At 36.4% G+C, this 26,266-nt stretch carries 24 protein-coding genes; 11 read left to right on the forward strand and 13 right to left on the reverse strand.

The genetic code is table 11. The features are described from left to right. Positions 1 to 67: 67 nt before the first annotated feature. The 3 genes from ACRD62_RS01455 to ACRD62_RS01465 all read left to right on the forward strand — a co-directional run bounded on the left by ACRD62_RS01455 (position 68) and on the right by ACRD62_RS01465 (position 3,213). Positions 68 to 1,096 carry an inorganic phosphate transporter gene (locus tag ACRD62_RS01455; protein ID WP_430818341.1) on the forward strand — a complete coding sequence of 343 codons (1,029 nt, stop codon included), beginning with the start codon at positions 68 to 70 and terminating at the stop codon, positions 1,094 to 1,096. Positions 1,097 to 1,290: 194 nt separating this feature from the next. Next, positions 1,291 to 2,145, forward strand: coding sequence for a hypothetical protein (locus ACRD62_RS01460; RefSeq protein ID WP_430818342.1), 855 nt, complete (start codon positions 1,291 to 1,293; stop codon positions 2,143 to 2,145). A 6-nt stretch (positions 2,146 to 2,151) separates the two neighbouring features. After that, positions 2,152 to 3,213 carry a sensor histidine kinase gene (locus tag ACRD62_RS01465; protein ID WP_430818343.1) on the forward strand — a complete coding sequence of 354 codons (1,062 nt, stop codon included), beginning with the start codon at positions 2,152 to 2,154 and terminating at the stop codon, positions 3,211 to 3,213. Positions 3,214 to 3,259: 46 nt separating this feature from the next. Here ACRD62_RS01465 and ACRD62_RS01470 read toward each other — a convergent pair whose 3' ends face one another. The 6 genes from ACRD62_RS01470 to ACRD62_RS01495 form a co-directional block, all read right to left on the reverse strand. Next, on the reverse strand, positions 3,260 to 3,826 hold the full coding sequence (locus ACRD62_RS01470) for a hypothetical protein (protein WP_430818344.1): 567 nt from the start codon (positions 3,824 to 3,826) through the stop codon (positions 3,260 to 3,262). 106 nt (positions 3,827 to 3,932) lie between these two features. Continuing rightward, positions 3,933 to 4,478, reverse strand: a complete 546-nt coding sequence (locus ACRD62_RS01475) for a chromate transporter (protein ID WP_430818345.1) — start codon at positions 4,476 to 4,478, stop codon at positions 3,933 to 3,935. Between the two features lie 3 nt (positions 4,479 to 4,481). Continuing rightward, positions 4,482 to 5,057: a chromate transporter gene (locus ACRD62_RS01480; RefSeq protein WP_430818346.1), complete on the reverse strand. Its 576-nt coding sequence runs from the start codon at positions 5,055 to 5,057 to the stop codon at positions 4,482 to 4,484. Between the two features lie 92 nt (positions 5,058 to 5,149). Beyond that, positions 5,150 to 6,517, reverse strand: a complete 1,368-nt coding sequence (locus ACRD62_RS01485) for a hypothetical protein (RefSeq protein ID WP_430818347.1) — start codon at positions 6,515 to 6,517, stop codon at positions 5,150 to 5,152. Positions 6,518 to 6,548: 31 nt separating this feature from the next. Continuing rightward, the gene (locus ACRD62_RS01490) at positions 6,549 to 6,998 is read right to left on the reverse strand and encodes a hypothetical protein (RefSeq protein ID WP_430818348.1); all 450 of its coding nucleotides are present in this window, start codon (positions 6,996 to 6,998) and stop codon (positions 6,549 to 6,551) included. Between the two features lie 459 nt (positions 6,999 to 7,457). Beyond that, entirely contained in the window at positions 7,458 to 8,513 is a 1,056-nt protein-coding gene (locus tag ACRD62_RS01495) for a cupin domain-containing protein (protein ID WP_430818349.1), read from the reverse strand. Positions 8,514 to 8,755: 242 nt separating this feature from the next. Between ACRD62_RS01495 and ACRD62_RS01500 the strand changes: the two genes are divergently transcribed. The 3 genes from ACRD62_RS01500 (at position 8,756) to ACRD62_RS01510 (ending at position 11,879) form a co-directional block, all read left to right on the forward strand. Beyond that, positions 8,756 to 9,286 (forward strand): helix-turn-helix domain-containing protein, encoded by a 531-nt coding sequence (locus tag ACRD62_RS01500; RefSeq protein ID WP_430818350.1) that lies wholly within the window; start codon positions 8,756 to 8,758, stop codon positions 9,284 to 9,286. A gap of 162 nt (positions 9,287 to 9,448) precedes the next feature. Further along, positions 9,449 to 10,618 carry a 4Fe-4S binding protein gene (locus tag ACRD62_RS01505; RefSeq protein ID WP_430818351.1) on the forward strand — a complete coding sequence of 390 codons (1,170 nt, stop codon included), beginning with the start codon at positions 9,449 to 9,451 and terminating at the stop codon, positions 10,616 to 10,618. Continuing rightward, complete coding sequence (locus tag ACRD62_RS01510) at positions 10,608 to 11,879, forward strand: flavin reductase (RefSeq protein ID WP_430818352.1); 1,272 nt, start codon at positions 10,608 to 10,610, stop codon at positions 11,877 to 11,879. The genes ACRD62_RS01505 and ACRD62_RS01510 overlap by 11 nt, the downstream gene beginning before the upstream one ends. Before the next feature lie 86 nt (positions 11,880 to 11,965). On the opposite strand, the gene ygiD is transcribed toward ACRD62_RS01510, so the two are convergent. From ygiD to rimK, 6 genes are all read right to left on the reverse strand, one after another. Further along, positions 11,966 to 12,856: a 4,5-DOPA-extradiol-dioxygenase gene (ygiD, locus tag ACRD62_RS01515; RefSeq protein WP_430818353.1), complete on the reverse strand. Its 891-nt coding sequence runs from the start codon at positions 12,854 to 12,856 to the stop codon at positions 11,966 to 11,968. 11 nt (positions 12,857 to 12,867) lie between these two features. Beyond that, the gene (locus tag ACRD62_RS01520; RefSeq protein WP_430818354.1) at positions 12,868 to 13,407 is read right to left on the reverse strand and encodes a YceI family protein; all 540 of its coding nucleotides are present in this window, start codon (positions 13,405 to 13,407) and stop codon (positions 12,868 to 12,870) included. Positions 13,408 to 13,616: 209 nt separating this feature from the next. Further along, positions 13,617 to 14,447, reverse strand: coding sequence for a helix-turn-helix domain-containing protein (locus ACRD62_RS01525; protein WP_430818355.1), 831 nt, complete (start codon positions 14,445 to 14,447; stop codon positions 13,617 to 13,619). Between the two features lie 61 nt (positions 14,448 to 14,508). Beyond that, positions 14,509 to 15,873: a radical SAM protein gene (locus ACRD62_RS01530; protein ID WP_430818356.1), complete on the reverse strand. Its 1,365-nt coding sequence runs from the start codon at positions 15,871 to 15,873 to the stop codon at positions 14,509 to 14,511. 99 nt (positions 15,874 to 15,972) lie between these two features. After that, entirely contained in the window at positions 15,973 to 17,928 is a 1,956-nt protein-coding gene (locus tag ACRD62_RS01535) for a GNAT family N-acetyltransferase (RefSeq protein ID WP_430818357.1), read from the reverse strand. Positions 17,929 to 17,945: 17 nt separating this feature from the next. Next, on the reverse strand, positions 17,946 to 19,337 hold the full coding sequence (gene rimK / locus ACRD62_RS01540) for a 30S ribosomal protein S6--L-glutamate ligase (RefSeq protein ID WP_430818358.1): 1,392 nt from the start codon (positions 19,335 to 19,337) through the stop codon (positions 17,946 to 17,948). 227 nt (positions 19,338 to 19,564) lie between these two features. On the opposite strand from rimK, the gene ACRD62_RS01545 reads away from it, so the two are divergent. The 5 genes from ACRD62_RS01545 (at position 19,565) to ACRD62_RS01565 (ending at position 24,918) form a co-directional block, all read left to right on the forward strand. Next, positions 19,565 to 21,736 carry a S9 family peptidase gene (locus tag ACRD62_RS01545; protein WP_430818359.1) on the forward strand — a complete coding sequence of 724 codons (2,172 nt, stop codon included), beginning with the start codon at positions 19,565 to 19,567 and terminating at the stop codon, positions 21,734 to 21,736. A gap of 422 nt (positions 21,737 to 22,158) precedes the next feature. Beyond that, positions 22,159 to 23,439 (forward strand): M56 family metallopeptidase, encoded by a 1,281-nt coding sequence (locus ACRD62_RS01550; RefSeq protein WP_430818360.1) that lies wholly within the window; start codon positions 22,159 to 22,161, stop codon positions 23,437 to 23,439. A gap of 65 nt (positions 23,440 to 23,504) precedes the next feature. Further along, on the forward strand, positions 23,505 to 23,888 hold the full coding sequence (locus ACRD62_RS01555; RefSeq protein ID WP_430818361.1) for a BlaI/MecI/CopY family transcriptional regulator: 384 nt from the start codon (positions 23,505 to 23,507) through the stop codon (positions 23,886 to 23,888). 81 nt (positions 23,889 to 23,969) lie between these two features. Beyond that, entirely contained in the window at positions 23,970 to 24,353 is a 384-nt protein-coding gene (locus tag ACRD62_RS01560) for a zf-TFIIB domain-containing protein (RefSeq protein WP_430818362.1), read from the forward strand. Positions 24,354 to 24,381: 28 nt separating this feature from the next. Beyond that, entirely contained in the window at positions 24,382 to 24,918 is a 537-nt protein-coding gene (locus ACRD62_RS01565; protein ID WP_430818363.1) for a methylated-DNA--[protein]-cysteine S-methyltransferase, read from the forward strand. A gap of 1 nt (position 24,919) precedes the next feature. Here ACRD62_RS01565 and gdhA read toward each other — a convergent pair whose 3' ends face one another. Further along, positions 24,920 to 26,257 (reverse strand): NADP-specific glutamate dehydrogenase, encoded by a 1,338-nt coding sequence (gene gdhA / locus ACRD62_RS01570; protein WP_430818364.1) that lies wholly within the window; start codon positions 26,255 to 26,257, stop codon positions 24,920 to 24,922. Positions 26,258 to 26,266: the final 9 nt, after the last annotated feature.

Consider the following 26,266-nt stretch of genomic DNA (forward strand, 5'->3'; position numbering starts at 1 on the left):
ATATACTATTTAAACGGGTTTGACTTGTAGCTGACTTTTATGAATTTTGAAATCATAAAAGTACCCCATGCTTATTCCATTTATAATTCCTTTTTTGGTTGCCATGTTTTTATCCATCAATATGGGAGCCAGTGGCACAGCACCTGCCTTTTCGGCTGCTTATGGATCAAAAATCATCAAAGAAAGTTTAATTCCCGGACTATTCGGACTGGCCGTCTTTGCAGGTGCTATCATTGGTGGTAAAGAAACAGCCAAAACAATTGGAAGCGGCTTATTATCACCCGAACTGATGTCATTTTCGGTAGTTTCTGTTATTCTTTTCTCAGTGGCAATCTCATTGTTGCTTGCCAACATAATGGGTATTCCTCAATCAACCAGCCAATCAACCGTAACAGCAGTTGTTGCACCCGCCATCTATTTTAACTCATTCGACAGTCATAAACTCTTTTATGAGATTTTGCCAACCTGGTTTATTATGCCGGTGCTATCATTTATACTTGCTTACTGTATTGGAAAATATATCTACAAACCGCTTCGTAGGCGTGGTTATACCATTTCATCAAAGCTGAATCAGAGTCCTTATATTAAAGCATTGGTACTGATAATGTCAATGTATGTGGCATTTTCAATTGGGACCAATAATGTTGCCAATGCCGTTGGACCCATCACTACCATGGCCTTTAATGAATTAAATATAGCCAGCGGCAACTTTGTTCAGGTAATGATCCTCGGCACTTTAATAGTTGCTCCGTGCTTTGGTATTGGCAGCTCAATAATGGGAAATAAAGTACTCAGAAATACAGGCAAAGAGATTGTAATGTTTGGCAGAATTGAGGCCGCAATCATTGCTTTTCTTTCAGCTTCACTCCTGCTTGTTGCATCACTTATAAAAGGAATTCCAACATCCCTCGTCCAATTAAATGTGGCAGCCATAATTGGCATTGGAATTGCCAAGTTAGGTCACCGGAATATTCTTAGAAAAACAGAGGTGAAGCGTTTTTTTATTATGTGGATGATCTCTCCATGTATTTCATTCGTTTTAAGTTTAAGTCTGATTTATATTTTCGATTACTACCAAATCTTTAAAATTTACTGATTAAAATTCCTATTCTATCTGTATAATTTGCCTTTGCCAACTAAGAAAGATTTTAAATTGACAAACGTACCTTTTATCATATGTATAAAGTTCAATATTTATGAAACAAAAAAATTGAATTGATGTATCCTAAGCTTTAGGGGAAATTAAGTATGGGACCGGTTGCATTTACATGTAACACATCAAATATTATAATGGGGAAAAGTGCTGCACTAATTATTTTGTGCATCTTAATTACATCGTTTGTATCGTATGGACAAACAAGCAAAACTGACAGTCTGTTGAGATTGTTACAGGATGAGATTGTTGATACAGCCCGTATTGACATCTTAAACGAATTGGGGAATGAACTCATCCTTAAGTCGCAGAGGGAAGCCCAGGATTATTATAACGAAGCGCGTCAAAAGTCGATCGATGTTAATGATACAGTCAGAATTGTCACAAGTCTGATTGGTCTTTGTGATGTTTATTCAATGAATGGTGAATATAAAAAAGCGCTCGAATATATTACCGAGGCAATGAATTATGCCTACAATAACAATGATCTATTGGCCACATGTCACAGTCGTTTAGCAATTGAGTATTACAACCTGGGTAAGGATGAAGAATCTATTAAACATGACAGGCTGGCACTCCATTACGATTTGCTTGTTAAAGACTCCTTTAAAATAGCCTATGATCTTCATAATATTGGAACCTATTTTCTGGGGACAGAGCATAACGATTCGGCTACCTGTTATTATAAAAAATCGAATGAATACATTAAGAATATTGATGATGAATTAACTGCCTATAATAACAGCCGTATTGGTTTTGCACATAGCCATGCTAAAGAATATGACACTGCTATTAACTATCATTTATTGGCATTAAAACGTTTCGAAAAAGATAGTTCATTATATGAGATGGCAATGGAAGAAACCTATCTGGCCAATCTTCAATCATTAAAAAACAACTCTTCAAAGACTCTCGAACACATTAATAATGCAAAAAAATATAGTTATGATTTAAATAATCATGTCTTGATAAAAACGGTACATCACCTTTAATATGAAATGTACAACAATCAAAAAAACTATCAAAAGGCATTGGAACATGCTCTATTAAAACAAGCTTATGGCGATTCCCTTGAAAAGAAAAACCAGGAGAATATAATAGAGAGACTTAGAACGGAACAGTCTTACGGAGAACAACAAAGAATTCTGGAAACCACAGAAAAGAGCAATATAGAACTGGCCAGTAAACAACAAAAACTCTTAATACTCAGTATCTCCACAATTATCTTATTAATTATTTGTGTTGTTGTATTGCTTGAAAACAGACTTAAACAAATCAAAAATAAGGAACTGCTTGTTCAGGTAAAACAAATCAACGATTATCAGAAGAAACTTCTTTCTATAATAGGTCACGACCTGAGAGATTCTGTTGGCAACATGAAGAATTTCACGGAATTAATGCACTATAACTTACTCGAAAATAAATCGATTAATCAGATGGTGACCAAATTTGTTCCAATGGTAAATTCTACTTATGATTTACTCAACAATCTTCTTTTCTGGTCGAAAAATAACAGCAAGAACTTTACGCCACAGTACGAATCTGTCAGTAATCTTAAATTAATATCAGAAACCATCAAGCATGTTGATCACCTTGCAAAAGCAAAAGAAATTGAAATTGTAGAAATGGTTGATGAAGCAAAATTGGAATGTGACAAGAACATGTTGCTGACTATTTTACGAAATCTGCTATCCAATGCAATTAAGTTCTCATACCCTAATTCAAAAATTCATATCGGTTCTAAGGCTATTGAGAATATGATAGTATTTTCAATTTGCGACCATGGGGTTGGGATGACAAATGAACAAATTGCGAAAGTTTTAAGTGAGGATATTAACGAACGTTCGAAAGGAACAGCAGGAGAACATGGTTCAGGTTTGGGACTTTCGTTGTGCTTTTCATTTGTAAAAAAACACAACGGTCAGATAAGTGCTGTAAGTTCACCTGGGAAAGGAAGTACTTTTTACCTACACCTACCATTAAGCAAACACCACAAGATTGATTCAGAAAATGTTGAAAGACCAGTTGCCTGCTGGATAAAAAAACACATATTAAAATAAAAAAAGACCACCCGAAGATGGTCTTTGACATTGGTATCTTAATCAATTATTTTTCAAGAAGAACAGGTGCAACTGTTGTCTCTTTCAATGTTATATTATCCGAATTCAGAATACTTTCGATATTGTTTATGTTAACGTTAGCACTGTTTAAAAAGTCAGATGGCACCACAACCACACGGAATGTTTGATTGAGAGTATATTCGTCTGGCAATGTTGAAAACACTACGTCTCCACTTAAAAATACAGCCATGTCAACAATTCTGTTATTAGGTATATCGGCAGTAAAGTCATAATTATATTGCAGAATGGCTCCGCTTTCAAAGTATTCAGTTTGTGGTAATGGTCGCCAATAGTCTAGTCCGTCTGCACTTTTCCAAAGGATATAGGCTAAAATTACATCCGATTCATAGGGGTCAAAACCGTTATCAAGAAAATTAAAAACCATCTGATAGTCGTTTCCTTCTGTAAAATTACCGGTAAATTCAAAGGTAGTACCAATAAAATCACTACCTGATTCCCCAGGCAGTCCCTCTGGCCCTGTTGGTCCCATAGGACCTTCACAAGCTGTTAATCCCAATGTTAGAGCGATGATTATAAAAGTAAGAGTTCTCATAGCAAATAAGTTTTAGATTAAAATTGTATTTATGACAAAGATTCAATTATCGTGCCGAAAAAGAAAAGCCAAAAGACAATGGAAGTAAACCTCAGACTAACAGACTCTAGAACAAAAACAAACCAACAACACCCGAAAGTATCAATAATAAAATAGGATGGATTTTCTTTACCCAAATGATTATACTCAAGCACACCAAAGAAAGAACTACTGCCATCCAATTAACGTCCGCAAGCATACTTCCAAAGTGTGTTTCACGAATTACCATTAATCCGGCATATAAAATAAGTGCAACAGTTACCGGTTTTAATCCGGCAAAGATGGCTTCCTTGATTTCGCTCTCTTTAACTTTTCGTAAGAAACGAGCCAAAATCAACATCACAATAATAGATGGAGCAGCCAGTGAGGTCGTGGCCACAATACTTCCGGTAACACCTGCTACACTTCCTCCAATATAAGAAGCTGTATTCATGGCAATGGCTCCGGGTGTCATCTGTGAAAGAGAAAAGAAGTTAAAAAAGGCTTCCTGCTTCATCCAGTCATTCCGTTCCAACTCTTCCAGTATCAAAGGAATCATGGCTAAGCCACCTCCGAAATTAAATAAGCCAATTCTAAAAAATGACACTGCAAGCTTGTATAAATCTGATAACATCTGCTATTTCTTTTTAATTGACTCTTGATTTTTTCTTAGCGAAGGAATAATCCATTTCCAGACGAAGCCAAACATTGCCCCGATAAGAATCACATATATAGGATGCAAGCCTATTAGCAATGCAATAATTGCCAGAGTGAACATTAAAAAAGGGATATGACTTTTAATACCTGATCGAAACAACTTATAAACAGAATGGAAAATCATAGCTGCAAGACAGGCTCTGATACCGGTAAATACTTTCACCAGGTATTCGTTCGACATCTGACTGTCCATCATAAAATAAAGTGTTGTAACGCAAATAAGGGAAGGAACAATAATCCCCAATGAGGCCAATATGCCTCCCCAGATACCGTTTCGTTTGCTTCCAATAAAAGTTGCCAGATTAATCGCAATGGTTCCGGGAGTCATTTGAGAGAGAGACATTATTTCCAGCAACTCATCATTGGAAATCCACTGCTTTTTCTCAACCAACTCCTTTTCAAGGATGGGTATCATTGCATACCCACCTCCAAACATTACGGAACCCAACTTAACGAATGTTACGAATAAATCGAAGTTTGCTTTTGCTTTTGCCATAGGGCAGCAAAATTACATATAATTAATAGCCATTGAAAAAGTCACTTGACTATATTAATTTAAAGAATTCAGTTTTTTATCAGATGAAATATCTAATTAATTAGATCCATTTCTTTTAAATGAATTGCAAATTTTTCACGAGCCTCTTTCTGAACCGTGAATGTATAATCAAAATAATCATCCTTATTTCCATAATATTGTTGGAGATAATTCATTCTTACCTCCCGAATAATTCCCTTTAACTCATCTTTAAATTGTATATAAACACCAAAGGGTACATCATCTTCACAATAAAAGTGAATCAATAATTGTGAGTTTTCTTTAAGTTTATTCTTTAATTCTTGCTGCCAGAGATTATCCTTGTCAATGTTATTAATTAAAACCTTGGTTGGGGTTAGTTTAATATCCGTGTGTTTTAGTTTTGAATTGTCAAGGAATGGAGGTTGAGGAACCTTGCTAGAAGGAATATAATCCGACATCCCTTGTCTTGTATAATATCGATCATCAAATTCTCTTTGAACAGGCAATACTGAGTAAAACACACGATGTATACCTACTAGTTGAAAAACTCTTTTCAATCTTAAAACATCTTTATAATTGCATCTTTGATCAATATTCAGCCTGTAAATCACATCTCTAGTCCAGCTTATGTTTGGATTTATCTTCTCTATTTCCTTGGTTATCTGATCAAAGCTGTATTCTTTCTGATTAAAAAAGATAGTTGGTTCGCCTCTACTTGATAGTACCATGTATAAAACTTCATCTCCATCCCTTAAATAATATTCTTCCGGATCATAAACTTCCGGCAATTGAAGATGATACTCATTTCTAATATTTTTTGATAATATAAACTTATTAATACTTTCAATATCGATGATATTGATTTTGGTTAATAATAAGCCATTTATAGCGATAATAGCAAATGCTAATCCAATCATTTTAAATGCCTTGTTCTTGTAAATTCTACGAACAGCTATCCAAGGCTGAAGGAATAAAACAACCAGGATAAGAATAAATAAAAACCAGAAAGCCGGATAAAAGCTTAATATATAATAATCAGTAGTGCAGACATAGAAAAAATTAGCAATTACCAGAACAATCTTAGCCATCCAATGCATAAAATACCAGGGTAAAACACCAGCATCATTCAGGATTACACGTCTGCGATTATCGTGATTAGTAAAAACCTGCATTGGTTTGTCTATCCAAAAACGAAGAACAACCGATTGAGCTAAAACACCTGCCAACAGCCCGGCAAAAAGATTATAAAACAATTGTTCTTCCTCATTTAAAACCGGCAAATCATACTCTGAATTTATAGCAAATAAACGCAAGGTTTCCCTCGACATAAACAGAAAACCATATAATGCAAAGGCATATAAAAAACCTGTAATCAATCCTAACCATAAGTGAAAAGTTGATTCGCAAAGCTTTTTTTGGGTTTGCCTGGTTTCTAACAAGTTGAAGTATTTTACTATTATTCTTTAACTATTAAAGATTTACTTCTTGTTTGGCGTGTTGCATTGATAGAACAAATTCCTGGGCTTTACGTATGCGCAAATGAATGTTTCTAACCATACCATCATTTCCTCTAATCTCAAGTACAACACTTCGATCTTGTGCACTTAGCAATTTTACCTGTTTTAAGGAGGTTTTATGCAATAGATCATACCTCGTTCCAAAACCAGCAAAAAGCATATTTGACCTGATCCAAAGTTCATTTTTAGTCAAAATAACTTCCAAAACATTCTGAGCTCCCCCCATTTTAGTCATCCAGTTTTTTGCTGAATAACCAGAAACTCTTTTTTCCTGGAACAATACCTTAACTGAATTCAAATCAGGAAAAATGGTCAATGCCTTACGACCGTTTCTGATAAAAAAGAAAACAATTAAAAATATTAACAGAAACCAGATAACAAGAAAAATATATTGAGAATCCATAATTTGCTTTTATTTAAAAAACATCAATACACAATATCATTTAACTACTAGCTAATTAAGAAAATAACGAAAGGGAACAAAGTAAAAAACAACAATCCTATTGTTCCTATCCATGTTTTAACATCGTTAAGTTGTTTATGTACTGCAGAAAGAATGATCATTATCCACCCAGCCAACAAACTAAGGGTAGCGAAAATATCCAGAATGCTTATAACTAAATTGACCCTGACTGGATCATAAAGAAATGTATTGAATTTAATCGTAATAAAGAAAACCAATATATTAAGGATAACTACATGAATAAATATTCTGAATACCCACTTTTTATAATTCATTGATCAGGTTTATCTGGTTACTTTTATAGAACTAAAAATAACAAATAAACCCAACTTAACAATTTATATCTTAACACGAATAAGATAAAAAGCTGAACAATCAATTTCCTGTAGGTTTGTGGTGTTACCTTGTTAAACGGTCAACAATTTCTTTATGATCCGGAAATGGCTTTGACAAGTCCTCCTTTAGAGCCAATTCAAAATCCTCAAATTCAAAACCGGGTGCAACCGCACAGCTAACCAGGGCAAAACCAAAACCATCTTTTAGTTCTGCGGCAAACCACACACCCGATTCAACAGTATGCTGAAGTATGCCGGTTGCATCACTCAACTCAATTGTCCGGTAGTTACCCTGTTGATTAATTTCATGAATAATAACGGGCATACCTTTATGATAATACCACACTTCAGGTGATTGAATACGGTGAAAGGCTGAAAAATCAGAGTCGGCTAACAAATAATAGATCGAGGTAAGTGCTTTTCTGTTATTTCGATCTTCAGATTTTACCACTTCCATTTCTGAACGATACACTTCTTTGTACCAACCTCCTTCAGGGTGACGCTCCATCTGGTATTGATCCACCAGTCGACTAACTTCTCTGGCCACATAGTTTTCGGGTACATTCAAATGATTTTCATCCACAAATTTTTGCAGGCCGGCTTGTGCTTCTGCCAGTTTTTCCTCCCAATGCTTTACAGAGTTCTCACCTATCTTATCGGTTACATATTTTACTCCAACAAACGGGATCTGATGCAACCGGCAGACTCTTGCAATAGCAAATGATTCCATATCAAACACATCACCTGTACCGTCGGCCTCTGTTAAAAAAGTATCTCCTGTGTTACAGGTACTATCAAACTGCCACCTCTGAAAGAAAGACAACTGATTTATTTCCTCGCTAAAATCCTCAAGGTATGGTACCCCAAAAACATGCAATTTCTCCATGTCCCTGTCAACAAACTTACTGCATAAATGAATAGTTCCAACCGGAAACTGAACAGATCCGGCTGTACCAATATTCAGCACTACTTCTGGTTTATACCTATCAATACTTTCCTTAACTGCCAAAGCAGCACTCACCTTGCCAACACCTGTTTTACAGTAGTGGAAACGACATCCGGGCATCGATAAATCAACTTTTTCTTCAGCTACAGCATAAACAACCAGTACATTCAACATGGTAATTTGTTTTAAGGATGGGAAATTCAAAGGCAAAAATAAAAAATCAATAGCTAAAACACCGGCTTCGTCGTATTATTATCTCCTAATAGTGAAATTGTCTCTTATAAAATTTTCAAGTGCTAACCACCTCTTTTAATGAGCATTTTATCACTAAAAATTGGAAGTGTCGTATAAATGTCGTGTTTTTGTAGTTGTATTGTTACGGCATTCTGACTGACATTTGAACAAAAAAACTGAAAATGGAAACAGGCAAACTCATAAAAGAATTAAGGCTACAAAAAGGAATGACTCAGGAAGAATTAGCTGAGAAAACAGAGCTTAGTTCAAGAACAATACAACGCATCGAAAGTGGCGAGGTAGATCCCAGGGCCTATACACTGCAAATGATAGCCAAAGCACTGGAAGTTGATTTCAGTTTGTTTATAAAAAAGGAAGCAGATGAAACCGATTTTACAGGAGAACCCACTCAAAACAATTGGCTGGCTCTTTTACATTTAAGCGGATTGATACCACTCATCCTTCCGACTGTATTAATCTGGAGGCTAAAAAAAGACAAAACAAAAGCAATGCTACTTCACTTTCGTGCGGTGATAAGTTTTCAATTAATAATATGGGCTATTTGTTTAGCATGCATCTGGATATACTGGAAAGTTGATCAACCCATACCGTTGATGGGAACTTTATTTGCTAGTGCATTGGTTTCAATCATAAATTCGATACAGGTTTTGTTTGGTAAATCATTTATTCATCCTTTTCTAAAAAGGTACTAGAATACTATTTTTTAATGTTACTCTCAGTTAATATGGAATGAATAAAAAAAAATTTACAAATCAATTGATTATATCTGCAATCTTTAACGCTGCATTAACAGGCGTAGTTTTGCGTAAAACCTGGATGACCTTTATTTTTGTGCTCCCACCAAATGAACCAATATGCGCAAGCAAATCTCACAGAATAGTATTTATAACTACATTGTTATTTTGCTACTATTAACTGCTGTTGCCATAACAGGAGGAGCAAAATTTGAATGGTTAAAACCATCGAAAGAACCGATCTACAATCTATCGGATATTAAAAAAGTTTACCCTCAGGCAATCTCTTTCAGGAAAAACACGGATAAAAGCCTGACTATACTGGATGTCAGCAATAAAGCAATTGGCTTTGCACTTATCTCAGAGGAGCTGGAAGCCCGATCTCAGGGATATGCAGGTAATGTTCCCTTGCTAATTGCCATAAATGCAGAAAGAATGATAACAGGTGTTCACCTGTTAAAAAATAATGAAACAGGAGATTACATCGAGCATGTTGTTGACAAACATCTTCTTGATTCATGGAACAGATTACCCCTGGATACTAACCTGATGAACATACAGGTAGATGCCATAACCGGAGCTACCCGAAGCAGTAACGCTATTATCCGAAACTTTGAAAAAACCATTGGTAATTACTTATTACTGGAAAAGCAACGTATTAAAATTTCGTGGTCTTTAATTCTTCAGATCACAATGACCGTTGTGCTAATACTTCTTTCCTTAAACATGGTGCTTCGACGCAAGCATAAAAAAATATACATCTACTATTTGGTGGCCGTTTTAGGCATTATGGGGCTTTGGCTAAAACAAATGCTCTCATTAGAGGTATTGCACAACTGGTTAAGTCACGGATTGCCTTGGCAAAGTAATCCGTTATTAATTGTTATTTTGATATTATCTGTTGCAATGGCAATTGCCGGTCATAAAAAATACTATTGCAATTTTCTTTGTCCTATGGGAGCCCTGCAGGTTCTTACAGCAAAAATATCACCATTCAAAAAGAGACCATTCCCTGTTAAACTTGGAGTTGTAACATTACGGAATATTTACCTGACTTATATCTGGGTTAGTCTTATTTTAGGTTTTGCCCTACCCCTGGCAAACTTAGAACCGTTTATATCCTTTTCATTCTCGGTCGCTTCAATAATAATGTTAGGAGCCGGTATATTGATTGTTCTGCTATCAGTGTTTTTCAATCGTCCCTGGTGCCAGCTTTGTCCAACCGGTTGTTTGCTCGATACCATACCCTCATTATACTCCAACGTAAAAAATAAAAGCAATGAAAAATAAAGCATCACTACTTAATATTGTTTTAGCTCTCACTGTGGTTATTTTGGTTTTTCAGATAAATAATACTGATCAACAGATAAAGCCAGCAACACCTGCTGTTTCTGCAATTCATCAAGCACAGCCTCATGACAGTATTAGTTCTGTAAAAAAATCAGTGGGTCCAAAAGGTTTGATTATGCCCATGCCAGCATTGGTTATCGGATCGTACAGTGCAGAAGGAGAACCCGATATTATGACAGCTGCCTGGGCAGGCATTGCCAATTCCGACCCAATGAGTATTGCTGTATCCATTCGCTCTTCGCGAAAAACCTATGAAAATATAATGGCAACCGGTTGTTTTACTGTAAATGTACCTTCGGCCCGGTATGTTGCAGAAATGGATTATGCCGGACTTGTCTCTGGTCATGATGAAAATAAATTTAAGACCTTAAATCTTACTCCGGTGAAGGGCGATTTTGTAAATGCACCTTTTGTTGGCGAATTTCCTATTGTGATTGAATGTGAAGTAAGTGAAATGATAGATTTGGGTTCTCACCGTCAGTTTATTGGTAAGGTTATTGACACTAAAGTAAATCAAAACCTGTTAAGTACAGATGGTCATGTTGACATTGAAGCCTTACAACCCATAATTTATGCTGAAGGATATTATTATGGTTATGGTCAACGACTGGCAAAACCATGGGATATTTATAAAAAATTTAAAGATGATATGGAACCAACATTTCAACCTGTAATCCATCCCAATCCTACCTTATCGACCATTTACAACCGAAAAAGTGTTCGTCACTTTACGAATGAGCAGGTGCGTGAAGATGAGTTAACTGAATTGGTAAAAGCAGGTATGGCAGCTCCTACGGCTGTTAACAAACAACCCTGGGCTTTTATAGCGATTAACGACAGAGCCATGCTTGATGTATTGGCCGATTCATTACCTCATGCCAAGATGCTTAAACAAGCTACAGCTGCAATAGCTGTCTGTGGAGACCTTAATAAGGCTTTACAGGGGCAGGCCCGGATTTATTGGGTTCAGGACTGCTCGGCTGCTACTCAAAATATTTTGCTTGCAACAGAAGCAATGGGACTGGGTGCTGTATGGACAGGTGTTCATCCAATAACTGAGCGCGAAGCAACCGTTAAAAACCTATTGAATTTGCCCGAACACATTATTCCGCTTAATGTTATTGCAATTGGCCATCCTACAGGTGAGGATCAGCCAAAAGACAAGTGGAAACCTGAAAATATGCATATCAATAAGTGGTAAAATAAAAGATCCGACTTCAACACAAAAAGGTTGAAGTCGGATTTTCGGTTTGTTCATTCTTTATATGCTAACTCAATTCTTCCTGTTTAATTTCGATTGATTAAAACAGATGTCATGCTAAGCGATCCACCAATTGCTTTATCATTAAATAAGGATACTTTATCCTTTTCTTCCTTTAACCCCAGCACATAGAGCAATGGTAAATAATGATCTGGCGTTGGTATTGAAAGCGAAAAAGCCCTGCCTTGTTTTCTGAAGTCAATCAATGACTGATGATCATTGTTTAAAATGAATCGATTCATCTTATCCTGTGCTTCCAAAGCCCAATCGTATCCATATTCGGGCAATTCAAGTTTATCCCAGACAACCATCCTCAAATTATGTATCAGGTTTCCACTTCCTACAATCAATACCCCTTTTTCGCGCAGAGCCGCCAGCTGTTGACCCAGTTCATAATGATATTGAGCATCTTGTCCATAATCCAGACTTAATTGCACAACCGGCACATCAGCATCAGGATACATATGACGAATCACACTCCAGGCACCGTGATCCAGCCCCCACTGATGATTCAATCCTACATCAGTAGTTTTAATCAATTGCTGAGTTTCTTTAGCCAGTTCAGGACTACCCGGTGCAGGATACTGCACATCGAATAAGGCCTGAGGGAACCCTCCAAAATCATGAATTGTTGGAGGATGTTCCATCGCTGTAACATAAGTCCCGCGAGTTTCCCAATGAGCTGATACAACCAAAATAGCCCTTGGCTTCTCAAAACGATCCGCAACCGCTCTGAATTCCCTGGTAAATATATTGTCTTCGATGGCATTCATCGGACTACCATGCCCCAAAAAAAGCAGTGGCATAGGTGCTGTCTGGCTGCCTGTGTTTGCTAATTTATTTAATCCGTTTAGTTTCATTGTTATCGGTGTTAACGAAAGGGCTGATACTGTCCTGATGAAATGTCGTCGTTTCATATCAGAAAGTTTTATTCAGCCTGCTTTACAAATTGTACCTCGGCTTGAATTTTCACATCTTCACTAACTAATACGCCACCTGCTTCAAGAGCAGCATTCCAGTTCAAGCCCCAGTCTTTACGATTAATTTTCCCTTCCAATGAGAATCCGGCTTTTTCATTACCCCAAGGGTCTTTACCAATACCACCAAATTCAACATCAAAAGTTACTTCTTTTATTACATCTTTAATGGTTAACAAACCTGTAAGTTTGTATTCGTCATCATCTACTTTTTCAAAAGCAATGCCTTCAAATGATAAGGTAGGATATTTCTCTGCATCAAAGAAATCGGCACTTTTTAAGTGATTATCTCTGTCGTCATTATTTGTAAAGATTGATGCTGCATTAATAGTTGCCGTAATCTTTGACGATTCGAAATCTTCACCATCAATATTGGCTGATACTTCTTTAAATTCACCTTTCACATTTGAAATCATCATGTGTTTCACTTTAAAAGTTACTTCACTGTGTGTTGGGTCTAATACCCATACTGTTTTTGTTGCAGTTTCCATTTTATTATTTTTTTATTTGTTTGTTTTTATATTTTAAGAAAGATAAAAAATTTGTTATGCGGCCTAATCAATCGGTAAATTGATTAATCGAACATTGCGCATCACTAACTTCTGACTACTGTCTAACAACTAATAATTAATTGTACAGTGCAAAGTTGCAACAAACAACAAGGCAGGTGGTAACACTATTCGGAAAAGGAGTTGTAATTTTAAGAAATAAGAGTCTTTTTTTCTTTTCTAAACTGACCTGGAGTGATTCCTTCGCGTCGTTTAAAAACGTTGGAGAAGTAGGATTTTTCACTATATCCCAATTCAAAGCCAATCTCAGCAACTGTTTTATCTGTTGTCAGTAAAAGGTTTTTTGCTTCGATTAATTTTCTGGTTTCAATAATTTCAGAGACACTTTGCTGAAGAATATTCTTACAAATAATATTGAGATTACGACTACTCATAAAAAGCTTCTCGGCATAGAATTCAACTCCCTCAGGTCGACGAAAGTTTTCTTCCAGAGTTTTCAGAAAGCTTTTAAAAGTTGTACTCTGGCTTTTTAATGTATGTTCTGTCTCTGCCTCCAGTTTTCTGCGTTCCGCTTCTATCATAGTAAATAATGCACTCAGCAGATGTCGTACTACACTATAATCGGGTTCCTCAGCTTTAACTTCATCCTCCATTAACTGACACAATGTTTCCAGTCGTTTGAAACAACGATCGGGAGGTAAAGCCATATTGGCATTATCATGATAAATGGAATACAGCTGAAAAGTGGTTTCAGCAATAAACTCACTACGAAAGCGAATACCCCATATTTCGCACTCACCCTTTTGCAGGCCCGGAACAACCCTGTGAACTTTACCTTTAGCCACAAAACTGATAAACGGGGCTTCAATTAACTGAGAATCAAAATCGATAAAATGTTCAACAGTGCCCTTCACCCCAACCAGCAACTCTTCATAGTCGTGAGTATGAGGCTCATTTTCTGAAGCTGCGATGCGTGCCACATCATCAGTCCCCAGCTTAAATATGTTGAACATTTGTTCCATATCGTAAACTTAACTTTTGTAAAAATAAACATTTTACAATTGCTAAAGTTTCTTTGGAGACTTATAATTCCCTTAGCCCTTCTTCAACATATTCCATTTGCCACAGTTTAAACAAAAGTGGATCAGATGGTATTTCAGCAGGTTTCTCACTAATCAATCCAAGGATTATTTCCTTATCGCCAACTGATATTTTTTCTTTGAGAATTAAAGGCTTTGCTAAAAAATATTTTTTGTCGGCAATTAGTAATTCCTGACAATCCATAGCTGCCTCTTCTTTCTCATATAATTTCACCGATCGATACTCAATATGATCTTCAGCTATTGAACGGATATAACCATTCTCTGTAATTTCATTGGCATTAACATTTAACGCCTCAGCAATTTGTCTCCTGTACCCTGCTTTCTGAAAACGATGCTTATAAAAGAATGAGCAGTAGTTGATGCCAATTTTCAAATTATTCTCTCGTGCATAATGTATGATCTCCATTGCAGCCAGTTCAGATTCCAGAACAATGGGCCTCTCTGCCGGAATATAGGTGTAATCTCTTTTTGAAAGATGACGCACATTGTGAGGTGTCAATCGTAATTGATGAAGGTTCAGATTGGTAACACCAGCCTCAATCATTTTGGGCAATAAGTCAATTAACCGTTGTTTTTCCTCAGGAACAGCAGGTATTTCAATGGTAATATTGGGTATCAGACCTTTTGCCGAAGCAATCTTATCCAGTTTAAAAGCCGTTGCACCTATATCAAACCTTATTTCATTTAACCCTGCTTTTGCCAGTTGTTCCATCTTCTCTCTGTCTGCCAAAATACCATTGGTATAGGCCCAGATGTATAAATCTTTATCGCATTTCTTTCTCACTTCAGTGAGATAAGCTAATGTACGATCGAAAAACAACAATGGTTCTCCTCCACTAAAACTGACCCCCTTAAACTTAAACTGGTTAATATAATTGGCATATTCTGTCGGTGTTTTAAAATCAAGTCCCTGGGTTGAAGGTACTTCATCTTCGTTTTGCGATACAGGACAATAGAAGCATCCTGCATTACATTTGTTAGTTATAAACAAACAACTCCAGCTCCCTTCACCACAAATTTTACAACCTTTCGAAATCTGATTATGATATGGTTTGGTCTGTTTAAATAATGTATTTCCCTGCAACTGATTAATTAAAGATACACGTTGTTCCAGAGCTTCAAAAGCTTCGTATGGATTCAGCCATTTTAAATCAGGATAGGCTGAGAAATCGCTTTTACACTTGTTCACAAGCGTATTAAGCCAATTATAATATTCTCCCATAAAAAGAATGGAAATAGAAGTAAAACGATAATGTATTAATTGAAAGTAATATGAATGCCAAGAGCTAATTACAGCTCCGAGAAAATAAACAGGAACATCAGATACTGTTCCTTGGTAGTACAAATCGAAATACTATTTGGCTTTTTATCCATTTCTTTAAATATCCCGACAAAAATAGCTAATTCTATTAATTGTCGGGCAAGGTTTTAGAAGAGGTAAATGTTATTTACCTCCGAATTCAATCTTCTGAATATTCTTGGCAATTTCAATACGATTTATAAGTGAATCAATAATCATCTCGTAAAGGCGATCCTTCAAAACAAGGTCTTCAATACCAGCATCTATATTTGGATTATCATTCACCTCAACAACATAAACCTTATCTCCAACCATCTTCAGATCAACTCCGTATAGTCCGTCACCAATCAAAGCGGAGGCTCTTAAGGCAGTTTGAATTACTTTATCAGGCACATCCGTTATGTTTAAAGTCTCTGAATCACCTGATTGATCCTTCTCTTCATTTTGCCAGTTATAAATCTGCCAGTGTCCTTTGGTCATGTAGTACTTGCAGGCATAAAGTGGTTTATTATCGAGTACACCTATACGCCAGTCAAACTCAGAATACAGAAACTGCTGACATACCACCATGTCCGATTTTTTAAATAATGATTGTAAGGCTGTCATTGCTTCTTTCTTATCTTCAACCTTTGTTACACCCAAAGAAAATGCACTATCCGGTTGCTTTAATACCAATGGAAAGGTAAGCTTATCCAGCATCGATTCATCAAACAAGTTCTTTGTAAGAATCTGGGTTTCGGGCGTAAGTATCCTGTGTCTTCTGAAAGTTTCGTTCTGATAAATCTTATTCGAACATTTCAGTATTGACCATGGATCATCAATCACCACCAAACCTTCGGCATATGCCATCCGCGAAATCTCATAAGTATGATCATTCACATTGGTTGTTTCCCGAATAAAAAGAGCATCAAACTCATTGATCTTGTCGGCATCTGCTTTAGTTATAAACTCAACAAACAAACCTTTTTTATTGGCTATTTTCTTAAACTTACGCAATGCTTCGGGACACGAAGGAGGTGTGGCCTCATTAGGATTGGTTAGAATCGCAAGATCGTATTTATAGTTTTTAAGTTTTGGAATAGTATACCTCTTCTTATTAAAATGGCGTCTTGCAAATTCATAAACATTTTCCAAATCATCCTGCGGAAGCTTTGCCAATGTTAATACCTGGATATCTTTAATCAACCATTTTTCATGCTTCACAAAAACCACTTTAAACAAAGGAGATTCAAATAACTGGTATAACTTTAAGCTAAGTTTTTTAAAATCCTTGTTTTGTGTCTGGCCAAAATAAACATTCAACGAAAAGGTTGTTCCTTCTACTTTACTTAAGGCCTTACTGATGTGTTCTTCAATATCATAGGTGGCAGACTGAATCACATTTAAAATCCGAAAATCACGGATCGTAGTTGTGCTTGGCATCACCCGTTGCCCTCTTGCTGAGGCCAGTAACGACACATAATATCCATAACTCTGATATTTGTATGAGCTACAAAGGTTGAATACGCGTAAATCAGGGTTATTCTGATATTCGGGCTGATTAATGTAGTCCTTAACTGTAATAACCTTTGCATTCACATCAGGGAATGGCCATTTTACAGGACGGTTAATTACAATGATATTTTTTATGCCCTTATCATTATTATCGTCATCAATCTGATAAACCATCTTAACAGCATCTTTGCCATCACCATAATAATCGGGTTTCTGCTCCCTGATAACAAATCCCTTATTTTCGTACCAGGAAATTAATTTTGGATTATCAATATCAGCTTCGAGGGTGATGCTGTGCATTTGTTTCTTTACAGCATATTCCAGGATATAATCCATCAGAAAAGCTCCATACCCTTTTTCCTGAAATTCAGGCAAAACAGCTATTGAGTAGATTCGAAGGGTATGGCTGTATTTAAATAAAACGATTGCTCCAACCGATTTTTTTTTGTGTTTTTGTTCTGCAATTAAAACTTCCTGAAAGTCGCTATTAATACCTTTTTTGATGTTTCTTCTTGCCGTTTGTTGCGATGTTGAAAAAGCCAGTTTTTCCAGCTTATCCAGAAAATCGAGATCACTATCACTCGCTTTTCTTATTGTTAAACTCATCAGGTTTATATCAATTATTATCCTTTTCTTCTTCTGGTACCTTTATTCAAATCCTTTTCGATAGATTCAATCATCATACCGGCAATATCTTTGCTTGTAGCCCCTTCGATACCTTCCAAACCTGGCGAAGAGTTTACTTCAAGTAATAATGGTCCATTTTCACCACGTATAATATCAACCCCGGCCACTTTCAAATTCATTGTCTTAGCCGCTAAAATGGCAATCTTTCTCTCTTCAGGTGTAATTTTAACCAGTTGAGCTGAGCCACCCATGTGGATATTCGCCCTGAATTCACCAGGAGCAGCAGTTCGCATTATACTTGCCACCACCTTTCCATTGATGACAAAACAGCGGATATCTTTTCCATTGGCTTCTTTAATAAATTCCTGAACAAGAATATTTGCCCGCAAACTTTTAAAAGCATTAATCAAACTCTCGGCAGCTTTTTTGGTCTCAGCTAAAACAACTCCTTTCCCTTGTGTTCCTTCCAGTAATTTTACGATTAACGGAGCACCACCCACCATCTTGATCAAATCATTAGTATCAAGCGGTGAATTGGCAAAACCTGTTGTTGGAATAGGCAGTCCACTATTAATTAATAATTGTAAGGAGTACAACTTATCTCTTGAAGATGCAATGGCTGAAGCTGAGTTTTGAGCGTAAACACCAATGGCTTCAAAGTGACGTGTTAAGGCACAACCATAAAAAGTCATACTTGGCCGAATGCGTGGAATAATGGCATCAAACTGATTTAACAACCTGCCACCTCTATAATGCATTTCCGGATTTTTCCCATCGAGTTTTATATAGCAATCCTTAATATTGATAAACTCCATGTTATGGCCTCGCTCCTCACCAGCTTCAATAATTCGTCGATTACTATATAGCTCTGGATTGCTTGCCAATACACCAATATTAAGTCCTGAAGGTTTTTTTCTTTGTGTTGAATAATAAGAAGATAAAACTTCCTGAGAAGGAATCCCTAATAAACAAGATGCCTCAGGATCTACCAACATGATACCTGCCATTGCCTGACGGCCTAACAACATACGATATCCCATCGATATTCTGTTGGTTAAAGTTACTTCAATATCCCATGAAGATTCTGCAATATTTATGGTAGTGCGAATTACATAACGCAGCTCACCCAATCCGCTCGAACTTTTAATTCTTCTTTTATCAATGACTGGCGCTTCACAATATACTGTTGTTCTACCATCATTCTGTAATGGATGAACTTCAAAACTCACCCAGGATTCACCATTTTTCTTAAATGGCATTATATTCACTGCATGCAATGCAGATGTTTTTGCGCCTGAATCAACACGAATATTAATAGCCGGTATATTCAGCTGAGGTAACGAACACCATTCTTCACTTCCAATAACAATTTTTTCAGCACTCTTCATTCTTTATATATTACTAATAAATAAAGTTTTACAATAGATATTCTTTTGTTTTTTTGCAAGCTAAAGGAATAAAATAATCCTTTAATATTTTTCATTTAAATTGAAATATTTCAATTTTTTTTCAATTAATTAAAATCTGTTAATTATACTTGTATACGATTAACATAAAGATCAAATTTTCAGATATAAAATCCAATTATTCGAAACAACCTTCAACTTTAATCTTCATGAAAACAATCACCTTCCTCTTGATTACATTATTATTAGCAAGTTCTTGTACGAATAGGAAAAAAACTAAAGATCTTTTCCCGGAAATTTTACCTGAGGCACCAATTGCAGAGAAACATGATTCGGTTTTAACCATTCACGAGCATTCCAGAATTGATCCTTATTTCTGGATGAGATTGAGCGATGAACAAAAAAACGCAGAAAATAAGGATGCGCAAACTCAAAAAGTTTTACAATACCTCGAAGCTGAGAATATTTATTTGGATACAGCCATGTACAAAACAAAGGAGCTTCAGTCAAAACTTTATAATGAAATTGTTGGTCGTATCAAACAAGATGATGAATCAGTTCCATATTTCAAAAATGGATATTGGTACTATAGTAAATATAGCGATAAACAGGAATACCCTGCATACTTTAGAAAAAAAGAGTCACTTGAAAACCCCGAAGAAATTTTATTAGACGTTAATCAGCTAGCAAAAGGACATGATTATTATGCAGTTGGTTCTATGGAAGTAAGTCCGGATAATAAAATACTTGCTTTTTGTGAAGATACTATTAGCAGAAGAATTTACACTTATCGTTTCCTGGATCTTGAAACGGGTAAATTTTTGGATGATAACTTGTACAATTGCGAACCAGGTGGAGCATGGGCCAACGATAATCAAACGTTTTTTTATACCACTAAAAACAAAATTTCTCTTCTTAGTGAAAAAGTTTGGCGACATAAACTCGAAACATCTAATGACAAGGATGTAATGGTTTATCATGAAGAAGATCCATCCTATTACATCGGAGTATATAAATCAAAGTCTGATAAGTATATCATTATCTATAATAACAGTACATTAATCTCTGATTACCAAATTCTGAAAGCTGATAATCCGGATGGAGAATTTAAACAATTCACTCCACGTGCCGGAGCTCATGAATACAGTATTGAACATTATGAGGATAAATTCTATGTACTTACGAATTATGATGCTGTAAACTTCCGATTGATGGAGACTCCGGTTAATGCCACTTCTATTGAAAACTGGAAAGAAGTGATCCCTCATCGTGAAGATGTATTGATAACTGATATTGAAGCATTTAAAAAATACCTGGTTATTAGTGAACGCTCCAATGCTTTAACTCATTTGCGCATCATCAATCAGGAAACAAAAAAAGAACATTACCTTGATTTTGGAGAACCGGTATATGTATCTTTCATAGGAACAAACACTGAATTCGACACTGATATTTTAAGATATGGCTACAGCTCATTAACGACTCCGGTATCGACCATCGACTACAACATGAACGATAAAACAAAAGATATAAAAAAGGTACAGGAAGTTGTCGGCGGTCATAATCCTGATAATTATGTAACCGAACGCCTTTGGGCAACTGCTCGCGATGGTAAAAAGATACCTGTTAGCATCGTTTACAAAAAAGGATTAAAGAAAGACGGACACACTCCATTACTATTATATGGTTATGGTTCATATGGCAACACCATTGAACCCTGGTTCAATTCAACCAGATTGAGTTTATTGGACAGGGGTTTTGTTTATGCCATAGCTCATATCCGTGGAAGTCAGGCCATGGGTCGTCAATGGTATGAGGATGGTAAAATGATGAACAAAATCAACACCTTCACCGATTTCATTGATGTTGGTCATCATCTTGTCAAAGAAAATTACTCTTCTCCACACCATTTGTATGCCTTGGGTGGCAGTGCTGGTGGATTACTGATGGGAGCTATTGCAAATATGGAACCTGAACTTTTCAATGGAATCATTGCAGCGGTGCCTTTTGTTGATGTGGTTTCAACCATGCTCGACGAAACTATACCTCTTACAACCAATGAATTTGATGAGTGGGGAAACCCAAAGAACAAAAAATCATATGACTACATGTTATCTTATTCGCCATACGATAATGTGGAAGCGAAAGATTATCCAAACATGATGGTTACAACCGGACTGTTCGATTCTCAGGTTCAATATTGGGAACCCGCCAAATGGGTAGCCAAACTTAGAGCAACCAAGACTGATGATAATTTACTGGTTATGCATACCAATATGGAAGCAGGCCATGGTGGTGCTTCAGGCAGATTTAAGCGATATAAAGAAACAGCATTGGAATATGCCTTTTTATTAATGCTGGAAAGTAAAAAAGGGGAATGATAGATAGATTCTGATTAAAGATCGCTCGACCAGGAGCAGAAATTGGAATCACAGGGGCTGAATATTCAGTCCCTTTTTGTTGAAGTGTTTACTGTATAATTTGAATGCATAAAAATAAAAAACATTTAATTGTTGATTTTCTGTCATTTAAACGTATTCTCACAAGATTCAACTAAAATTATAGTCGAAAATATTTCGTTTCTTCAAATTAAACTGTAAGTTTGAACTATAAATACAGTTGAAATATTTTTTTGGTTGATATGGGTTATAATCTGAAATTTATTTGACTGAATTTTATTAAGCAACAAGAATATCTTGCTCCCTGGTACAACCCGGGTAAGGGACATGATGACAGCTGAATCGTGAAAGATGTTCAGTTGCTTAATTTAAAATGATAATTATCCAATTGAAACTTGCACGATATGCACGCAGTGATTAATTATTTGGTTGAGTCTTCGATTTTTTTAGGTATCATATCAGGCATTTATTTTGCTTTTTTATCCCGCCTGAATACCTTTTCATTTAATCGTTTCTTTTTGTTGTTAAGCCTTGTTTTAACGATGATTATCCCATTTCTGACAGTCTCATTAACAATGGAAACAAGCAATACAATTGACTCACAAACCATTGGTTACACCTTAAACGAAATATCGGTTTACCCAACCGATGCCCAAAATACCATTGTTTCGTTTATTAGTGGATTGTCAATATTTAAATGGATTTACATTATTGGTCTGATCCTGCTATTTATCCGGTTATTTGTTGCCTATTACAGGCTAAGTATAATTGGTAAGCAAAATTCAAGTAATCAGCACAATGGTATCAGAGTCATTCAACTGAATAACCCTTATCATGCGTTTTCATTCTTCAAATGGATATTTATTAATTCATCGCGATATAGCGAAGAGGAACAACAACATGTAATCAACCATGAGAAAGCACACGTAAGCTATTACCACACTTTGGATAATATGTTTCTTGAACTGTTTCTCATAACCCAATGGTTTAACCCATTTGCATGGTTAATAAAAAAGGCACTGAAAGAAACCCATGAATTTCAGGCCGATCGGTCCGTACTTAAACACGGCGCTTCTGTAGGGCGTTATAAAGCCCTTTTATTATCAGAAGTGTCAGGACATAAAGTACTGGCCGCAAATAATTTTAATGAATCATTAACCAAGAAAAGATTTAACATGATGTCGAAAAAAACTACTTTAAAAACTAAGATTATATTTCCACTTTTTGCAATTAGCTCATTAATAGCTTCTGCATTGATTTTTTCATGTAATACCGAGAAGGTTGAGGAGACCTTAGCCACACCAGATGAAGAAAAGGTGGAGATAGTAAACGTTACTGATGAATCGATTAAGGCAACCGAAGTAACCGGAGAAGTATTTCAGGTTGTTGATGAAATGCCAAAATATCCTGGAGGAGAAAAAGCCTTAAGAACCTTTATTGCGAAAGAAGTAACATACCCTAAAGAAGCCGAAGAGAACGGAATTCAGGGAAAAGTTTATATCACATTTGTAGTTGCTGCCGATGGATATGTAGGCAATGTAGAAATTGCAAGAGGCGTTGATCCTTCTTTAGATCAGGAAGCAATTAGAGTTATTGAGAGTCTGCCCCAATGGACACCAGGTAAGCTTGAAGGAAAGAATGTTAATGTCAGTTTTACTGTTCCCATTAATTTTGCACTACAATAATCAATCATAAAAAATATAAGCCCCGACCCATTAAGGTTGGGGCATTAAATAAATAATATCCACACATGAAACTTAAAGAATTAACCAAAGCTGAAGAACAAATGATGCATCGAATTTGGCAATTAGGCCGCACTACTGTTAAAGCCATTGTTGAAAAGATGCCTGATCCAAAGCCTGCTGTTAATACAGTTTCTACCATTGTGCGGTCATTAGCTGATAAAGAATATTTAGGTTTTGAGCAGGTGGGGCGTGGATATGAGTATTTTCCTATTGTTGAAAAAGCAGAATACCGCAAACAGTTTATGTCGAGAATGATGTCTACCTATTTTCAGGATTCATTTAAAGATCTGGTTTCTTTCTTTGCGAAAGAAAATAAGATAAAACCAGAAGAGCTGGATGAATTAATTCAAGAGGTGAAACGCGATCTTAAAAAGGAAGAAAATCAATAACTAAATTGGTTCTGTTAATCAATTATAAACCATACGGAATAAGATAATAGCTATATTTATTGCAAATTAAAATAGCTATTGATGTACTGCCCCAGATGTAATACCACTTTAGAAGAAAAAAACATTAATGATCTATCCGGATCAATTCAGGTTGATACCTGTCCTTCGTGCGGAGGAACCTGGTTTGATAAAGGAGAACTGGAACAAATTGAGAATGTGGTTGAGCTTTCAATCATTGAAATTAGAAATATCCCCAAAAAGAAAGAACAGCTGGAAAAATTAAAATGTCCCGACTGTAATCTTCATCCAACCCTCTCAAAACATGCTCATCAGAGGGATAAGAAGGTAATTTTTGATTACTGCGAAATATGCCATGGAATCTGGCTTGACAGAGGCGAACTGGAAGCAATTCAAAAAGACAACTTGTTAAAAACAATCAGCACTCTGTTCAAAAAAATGATCTGATTACTGAAATACGAAGCTCATAAATACCTTGAATACTATATCCGTTCAATATTACAAAAGCCCGGTTGGTGAATTGATCATTGGTGATTACAATAACCGATTGTGTCTCTGCGATTGGCACTTTCGTAAAATGAGAGAATCGATTGACAAGAGAATTAAAGGAGTGTTAAACGCTGAATTTAAGGAACAAAATACAGACCTTATTGCTTCAACCATTCTTCAGTTGGAGGAATATTTCGCGAAAGATCGAATCACATTTGATCTTCCAATTGAATTTGCGGGAACAAGTTTTCAAAAATCAGTTTGGGAAACCTTGCAAACCATTCCATACGGACAAACAGAAACTTACCTTGGTTTATCCAGACGATTGGGAAATGAAAAAGCCATCAGGGCTGTGGCCAGTGCCAATGGAGCGAATGCCATATCAATAATTATTCCTTGCCATCGCATAATAGGTAGTAATGGCGAACTCACAGGATATGCCGGTGGTTTACATGCTAAAAAAAGACTTCTTCAACTGGAGAATGTTTCAAATATTTCTACGCAACAGCTGGAAATATTTTAAACTATACAGCTCCCTGATCAATCATTGCTTCAGTAACCCGGTGAAAGGAAGCAATATTGGCTCCATCCCGATAATTGATACTTCCATCTGGTTTTATCCCATGGAGTTTACACATTTGATAAATCCTTTCCATGATATCTTTTAACCGATGATCTACTTCTTTTGGAGTCCATGTCATTTTCATTGAATTTTGTACTAATTCCAGGGCAGATACCGCAACTCCACCCGCATTGGCAGCTTTACCGGGTGCCAAAACAATTTGATTCGAATCAAAAAACTCCAATGCTTCTGAATTACAAGGTCTGTCTGCTGCCTCAATAACATATTTACAGCCTCCTTGCATAATCTGACGTGCTTCATTAAGTCCAATCTCATTCTGAATAGCACAAGGTATCGCTATATCACAGGGTATTTGCCAGGGTTTTTGATTTTCGTAATACACAACACCAGGGAATTCAATCGAATAAGGTCGAACCAGATCCTGAGAGGTTGCCCGCAGTTCAACCAGGTAATCCAACTTATCACCTGTTATTCCATCCGGATCATATATAAAACCATCAGGACCCGACAAGGTTACAACTTTAGCTCCTAATTCAACGGCTTTACGAATTACGCCATATGCCACATTTCCAAATCCTGAGACACATATTGTTTTACCATCAAGACTTTCATTCTGATCTTTAAGTAATGCCTCTAAGAAATAGATCACTCCAAATCCGGTAGACTCAGCTCGTAAACCTGTCCCTCCCCATTCAGAACCTTTGCCGGTAAAAGTTCCACTATGCATATGCGTTAGCTTCTTAAACATTCCAAACATATACCCAATCTCGCGACTACTTACCCCCACATCGTTGCCAGGAATATCCATTTCTGATCCCAGCAGATCCCATAATTGCAGCACAAAACTCTGACAAAACCTCATTATCTCACCTTCTGATTTCCCTTTAGGATCGAAATTTGCTCCTCCCATTGCTCCTCCTAAGGCCAATGATGTAAGACTGTTTTTAAATACCTGTTCAAAAGCAAGCATTTTAACAGTACCTAATGTAAGGGCCGGATGAAAACGCAATCCTCCTTTATACGGCCCGAGTGCATTGTTATACTGAACCCTGTATCCTCTGTTCACAATCACCTTTCCCTGATCATTCATCCAGGGCACCTTAAACACAAAGACACGATCCGGCTCCGTTATTCGTTCTAGAATAGCAGCATTATTCAACCTAAAATCATCGCTGATCCGATCTTTAACTGATGTCAGAAAATCTCTGACACTTTGAATAAATTCAGGTTCTCCGGGATTCTGAATTTCTAAATCAAATAAAAAACGTTCCAGACCCATTTGCTGTTT

This window comes from Carboxylicivirga caseinilyticus (assembly GCF_050589785.1).
Classification (GTDB): domain Bacteria; phylum Bacteroidota; class Bacteroidia; order Bacteroidales; family Marinilabiliaceae; genus Carboxylicivirga; species Carboxylicivirga caseinilyticus.

Excerpts from the sequence above, each read along its gene's own strand:
- ygiD (WP_430818353.1), bottom strand. The coding sequence starts at position 12,856 with ATGAAACGACGACATTTCATCAGGACAGTATCAGCCCTTTCGTTAACA.
- ACRD62_RS01550 (WP_430818360.1), top strand. The coding sequence starts at position 22,159 with ATGCACGCAGTGATTAATTATTTGGTTGAGTCTTCGATTTTTTTAGGT.
- ACRD62_RS01480 (WP_430818346.1), bottom strand. The coding sequence starts at position 5,057 with ATGGCAAAAGCAAAAGCAAACTTCGATTTATTCGTAACATTCGTTAAG.
- ACRD62_RS01495 (WP_430818349.1), bottom strand. The coding sequence starts at position 8,513 with ATGTTGAATGTACTGGTTGTTTATGCTGTAGCTGAAGAAAAAGTTGAT.
- ACRD62_RS01555 (WP_430818361.1), top strand. The coding sequence starts at position 23,505 with ATGAAACTTAAAGAATTAACCAAAGCTGAAGAACAAATGATGCATCGA.
- rimK (WP_430818358.1), bottom strand. The coding sequence starts at position 19,337 with ATGAAGAGTGCTGAAAAAATTGTTATTGGAAGTGAAGAATGGTGTTCG.
- ACRD62_RS01560 (WP_430818362.1), top strand. The coding sequence starts at position 23,970 with ATGTACTGCCCCAGATGTAATACCACTTTAGAAGAAAAAAACATTAAT.
- ACRD62_RS01455 (WP_430818341.1), top strand. The coding sequence starts at position 68 with ATGCTTATTCCATTTATAATTCCTTTTTTGGTTGCCATGTTTTTATCC.
- ACRD62_RS01475 (WP_430818345.1), bottom strand. The coding sequence starts at position 4,478 with ATGTTATCAGATTTATACAAGCTTGCAGTGTCATTTTTTAGAATTGGC.
- gdhA (WP_430818364.1), bottom strand. The coding sequence starts at position 26,257 with ATGGGTCTGGAACGTTTTTTATTTGATTTAGAAATTCAGAATCCCGGA.
- ACRD62_RS01490 (WP_430818348.1), bottom strand. The coding sequence starts at position 6,998 with ATGGATTCTCAATATATTTTTCTTGTTATCTGGTTTCTGTTAATATTT.
- ACRD62_RS01505 (WP_430818351.1), top strand. The coding sequence starts at position 9,449 with ATGCGCAAGCAAATCTCACAGAATAGTATTTATAACTACATTGTTATT.
- ACRD62_RS01520 (WP_430818354.1), bottom strand. The coding sequence starts at position 13,407 with ATGGAAACTGCAACAAAAACAGTATGGGTATTAGACCCAACACACAGT.
- ACRD62_RS01465 (WP_430818343.1), top strand. The coding sequence starts at position 2,152 with ATGTACAACAATCAAAAAAACTATCAAAAGGCATTGGAACATGCTCTA.
- ACRD62_RS01545 (WP_430818359.1), top strand. The coding sequence starts at position 19,565 with ATGAAAACAATCACCTTCCTCTTGATTACATTATTATTAGCAAGTTCT.
- ACRD62_RS01535 (WP_430818357.1), bottom strand. The coding sequence starts at position 17,928 with ATGAGTTTAACAATAAGAAAAGCGAGTGATAGTGATCTCGATTTTCTG.
- ACRD62_RS01460 (WP_430818342.1), top strand. The coding sequence starts at position 1,291 with ATGGGGAAAAGTGCTGCACTAATTATTTTGTGCATCTTAATTACATCG.
- ACRD62_RS01470 (WP_430818344.1), bottom strand. The coding sequence starts at position 3,826 with ATGAGAACTCTTACTTTTATAATCATCGCTCTAACATTGGGATTAACA.
- ACRD62_RS01525 (WP_430818355.1), bottom strand. The coding sequence starts at position 14,447 with ATGGAACAAATGTTCAACATATTTAAGCTGGGGACTGATGATGTGGCA.
- ACRD62_RS01510 (WP_430818352.1), top strand. The coding sequence starts at position 10,608 with ATGAAAAATAAAGCATCACTACTTAATATTGTTTTAGCTCTCACTGTG.
- ACRD62_RS01500 (WP_430818350.1), top strand. The coding sequence starts at position 8,756 with ATGGAAACAGGCAAACTCATAAAAGAATTAAGGCTACAAAAAGGAATG.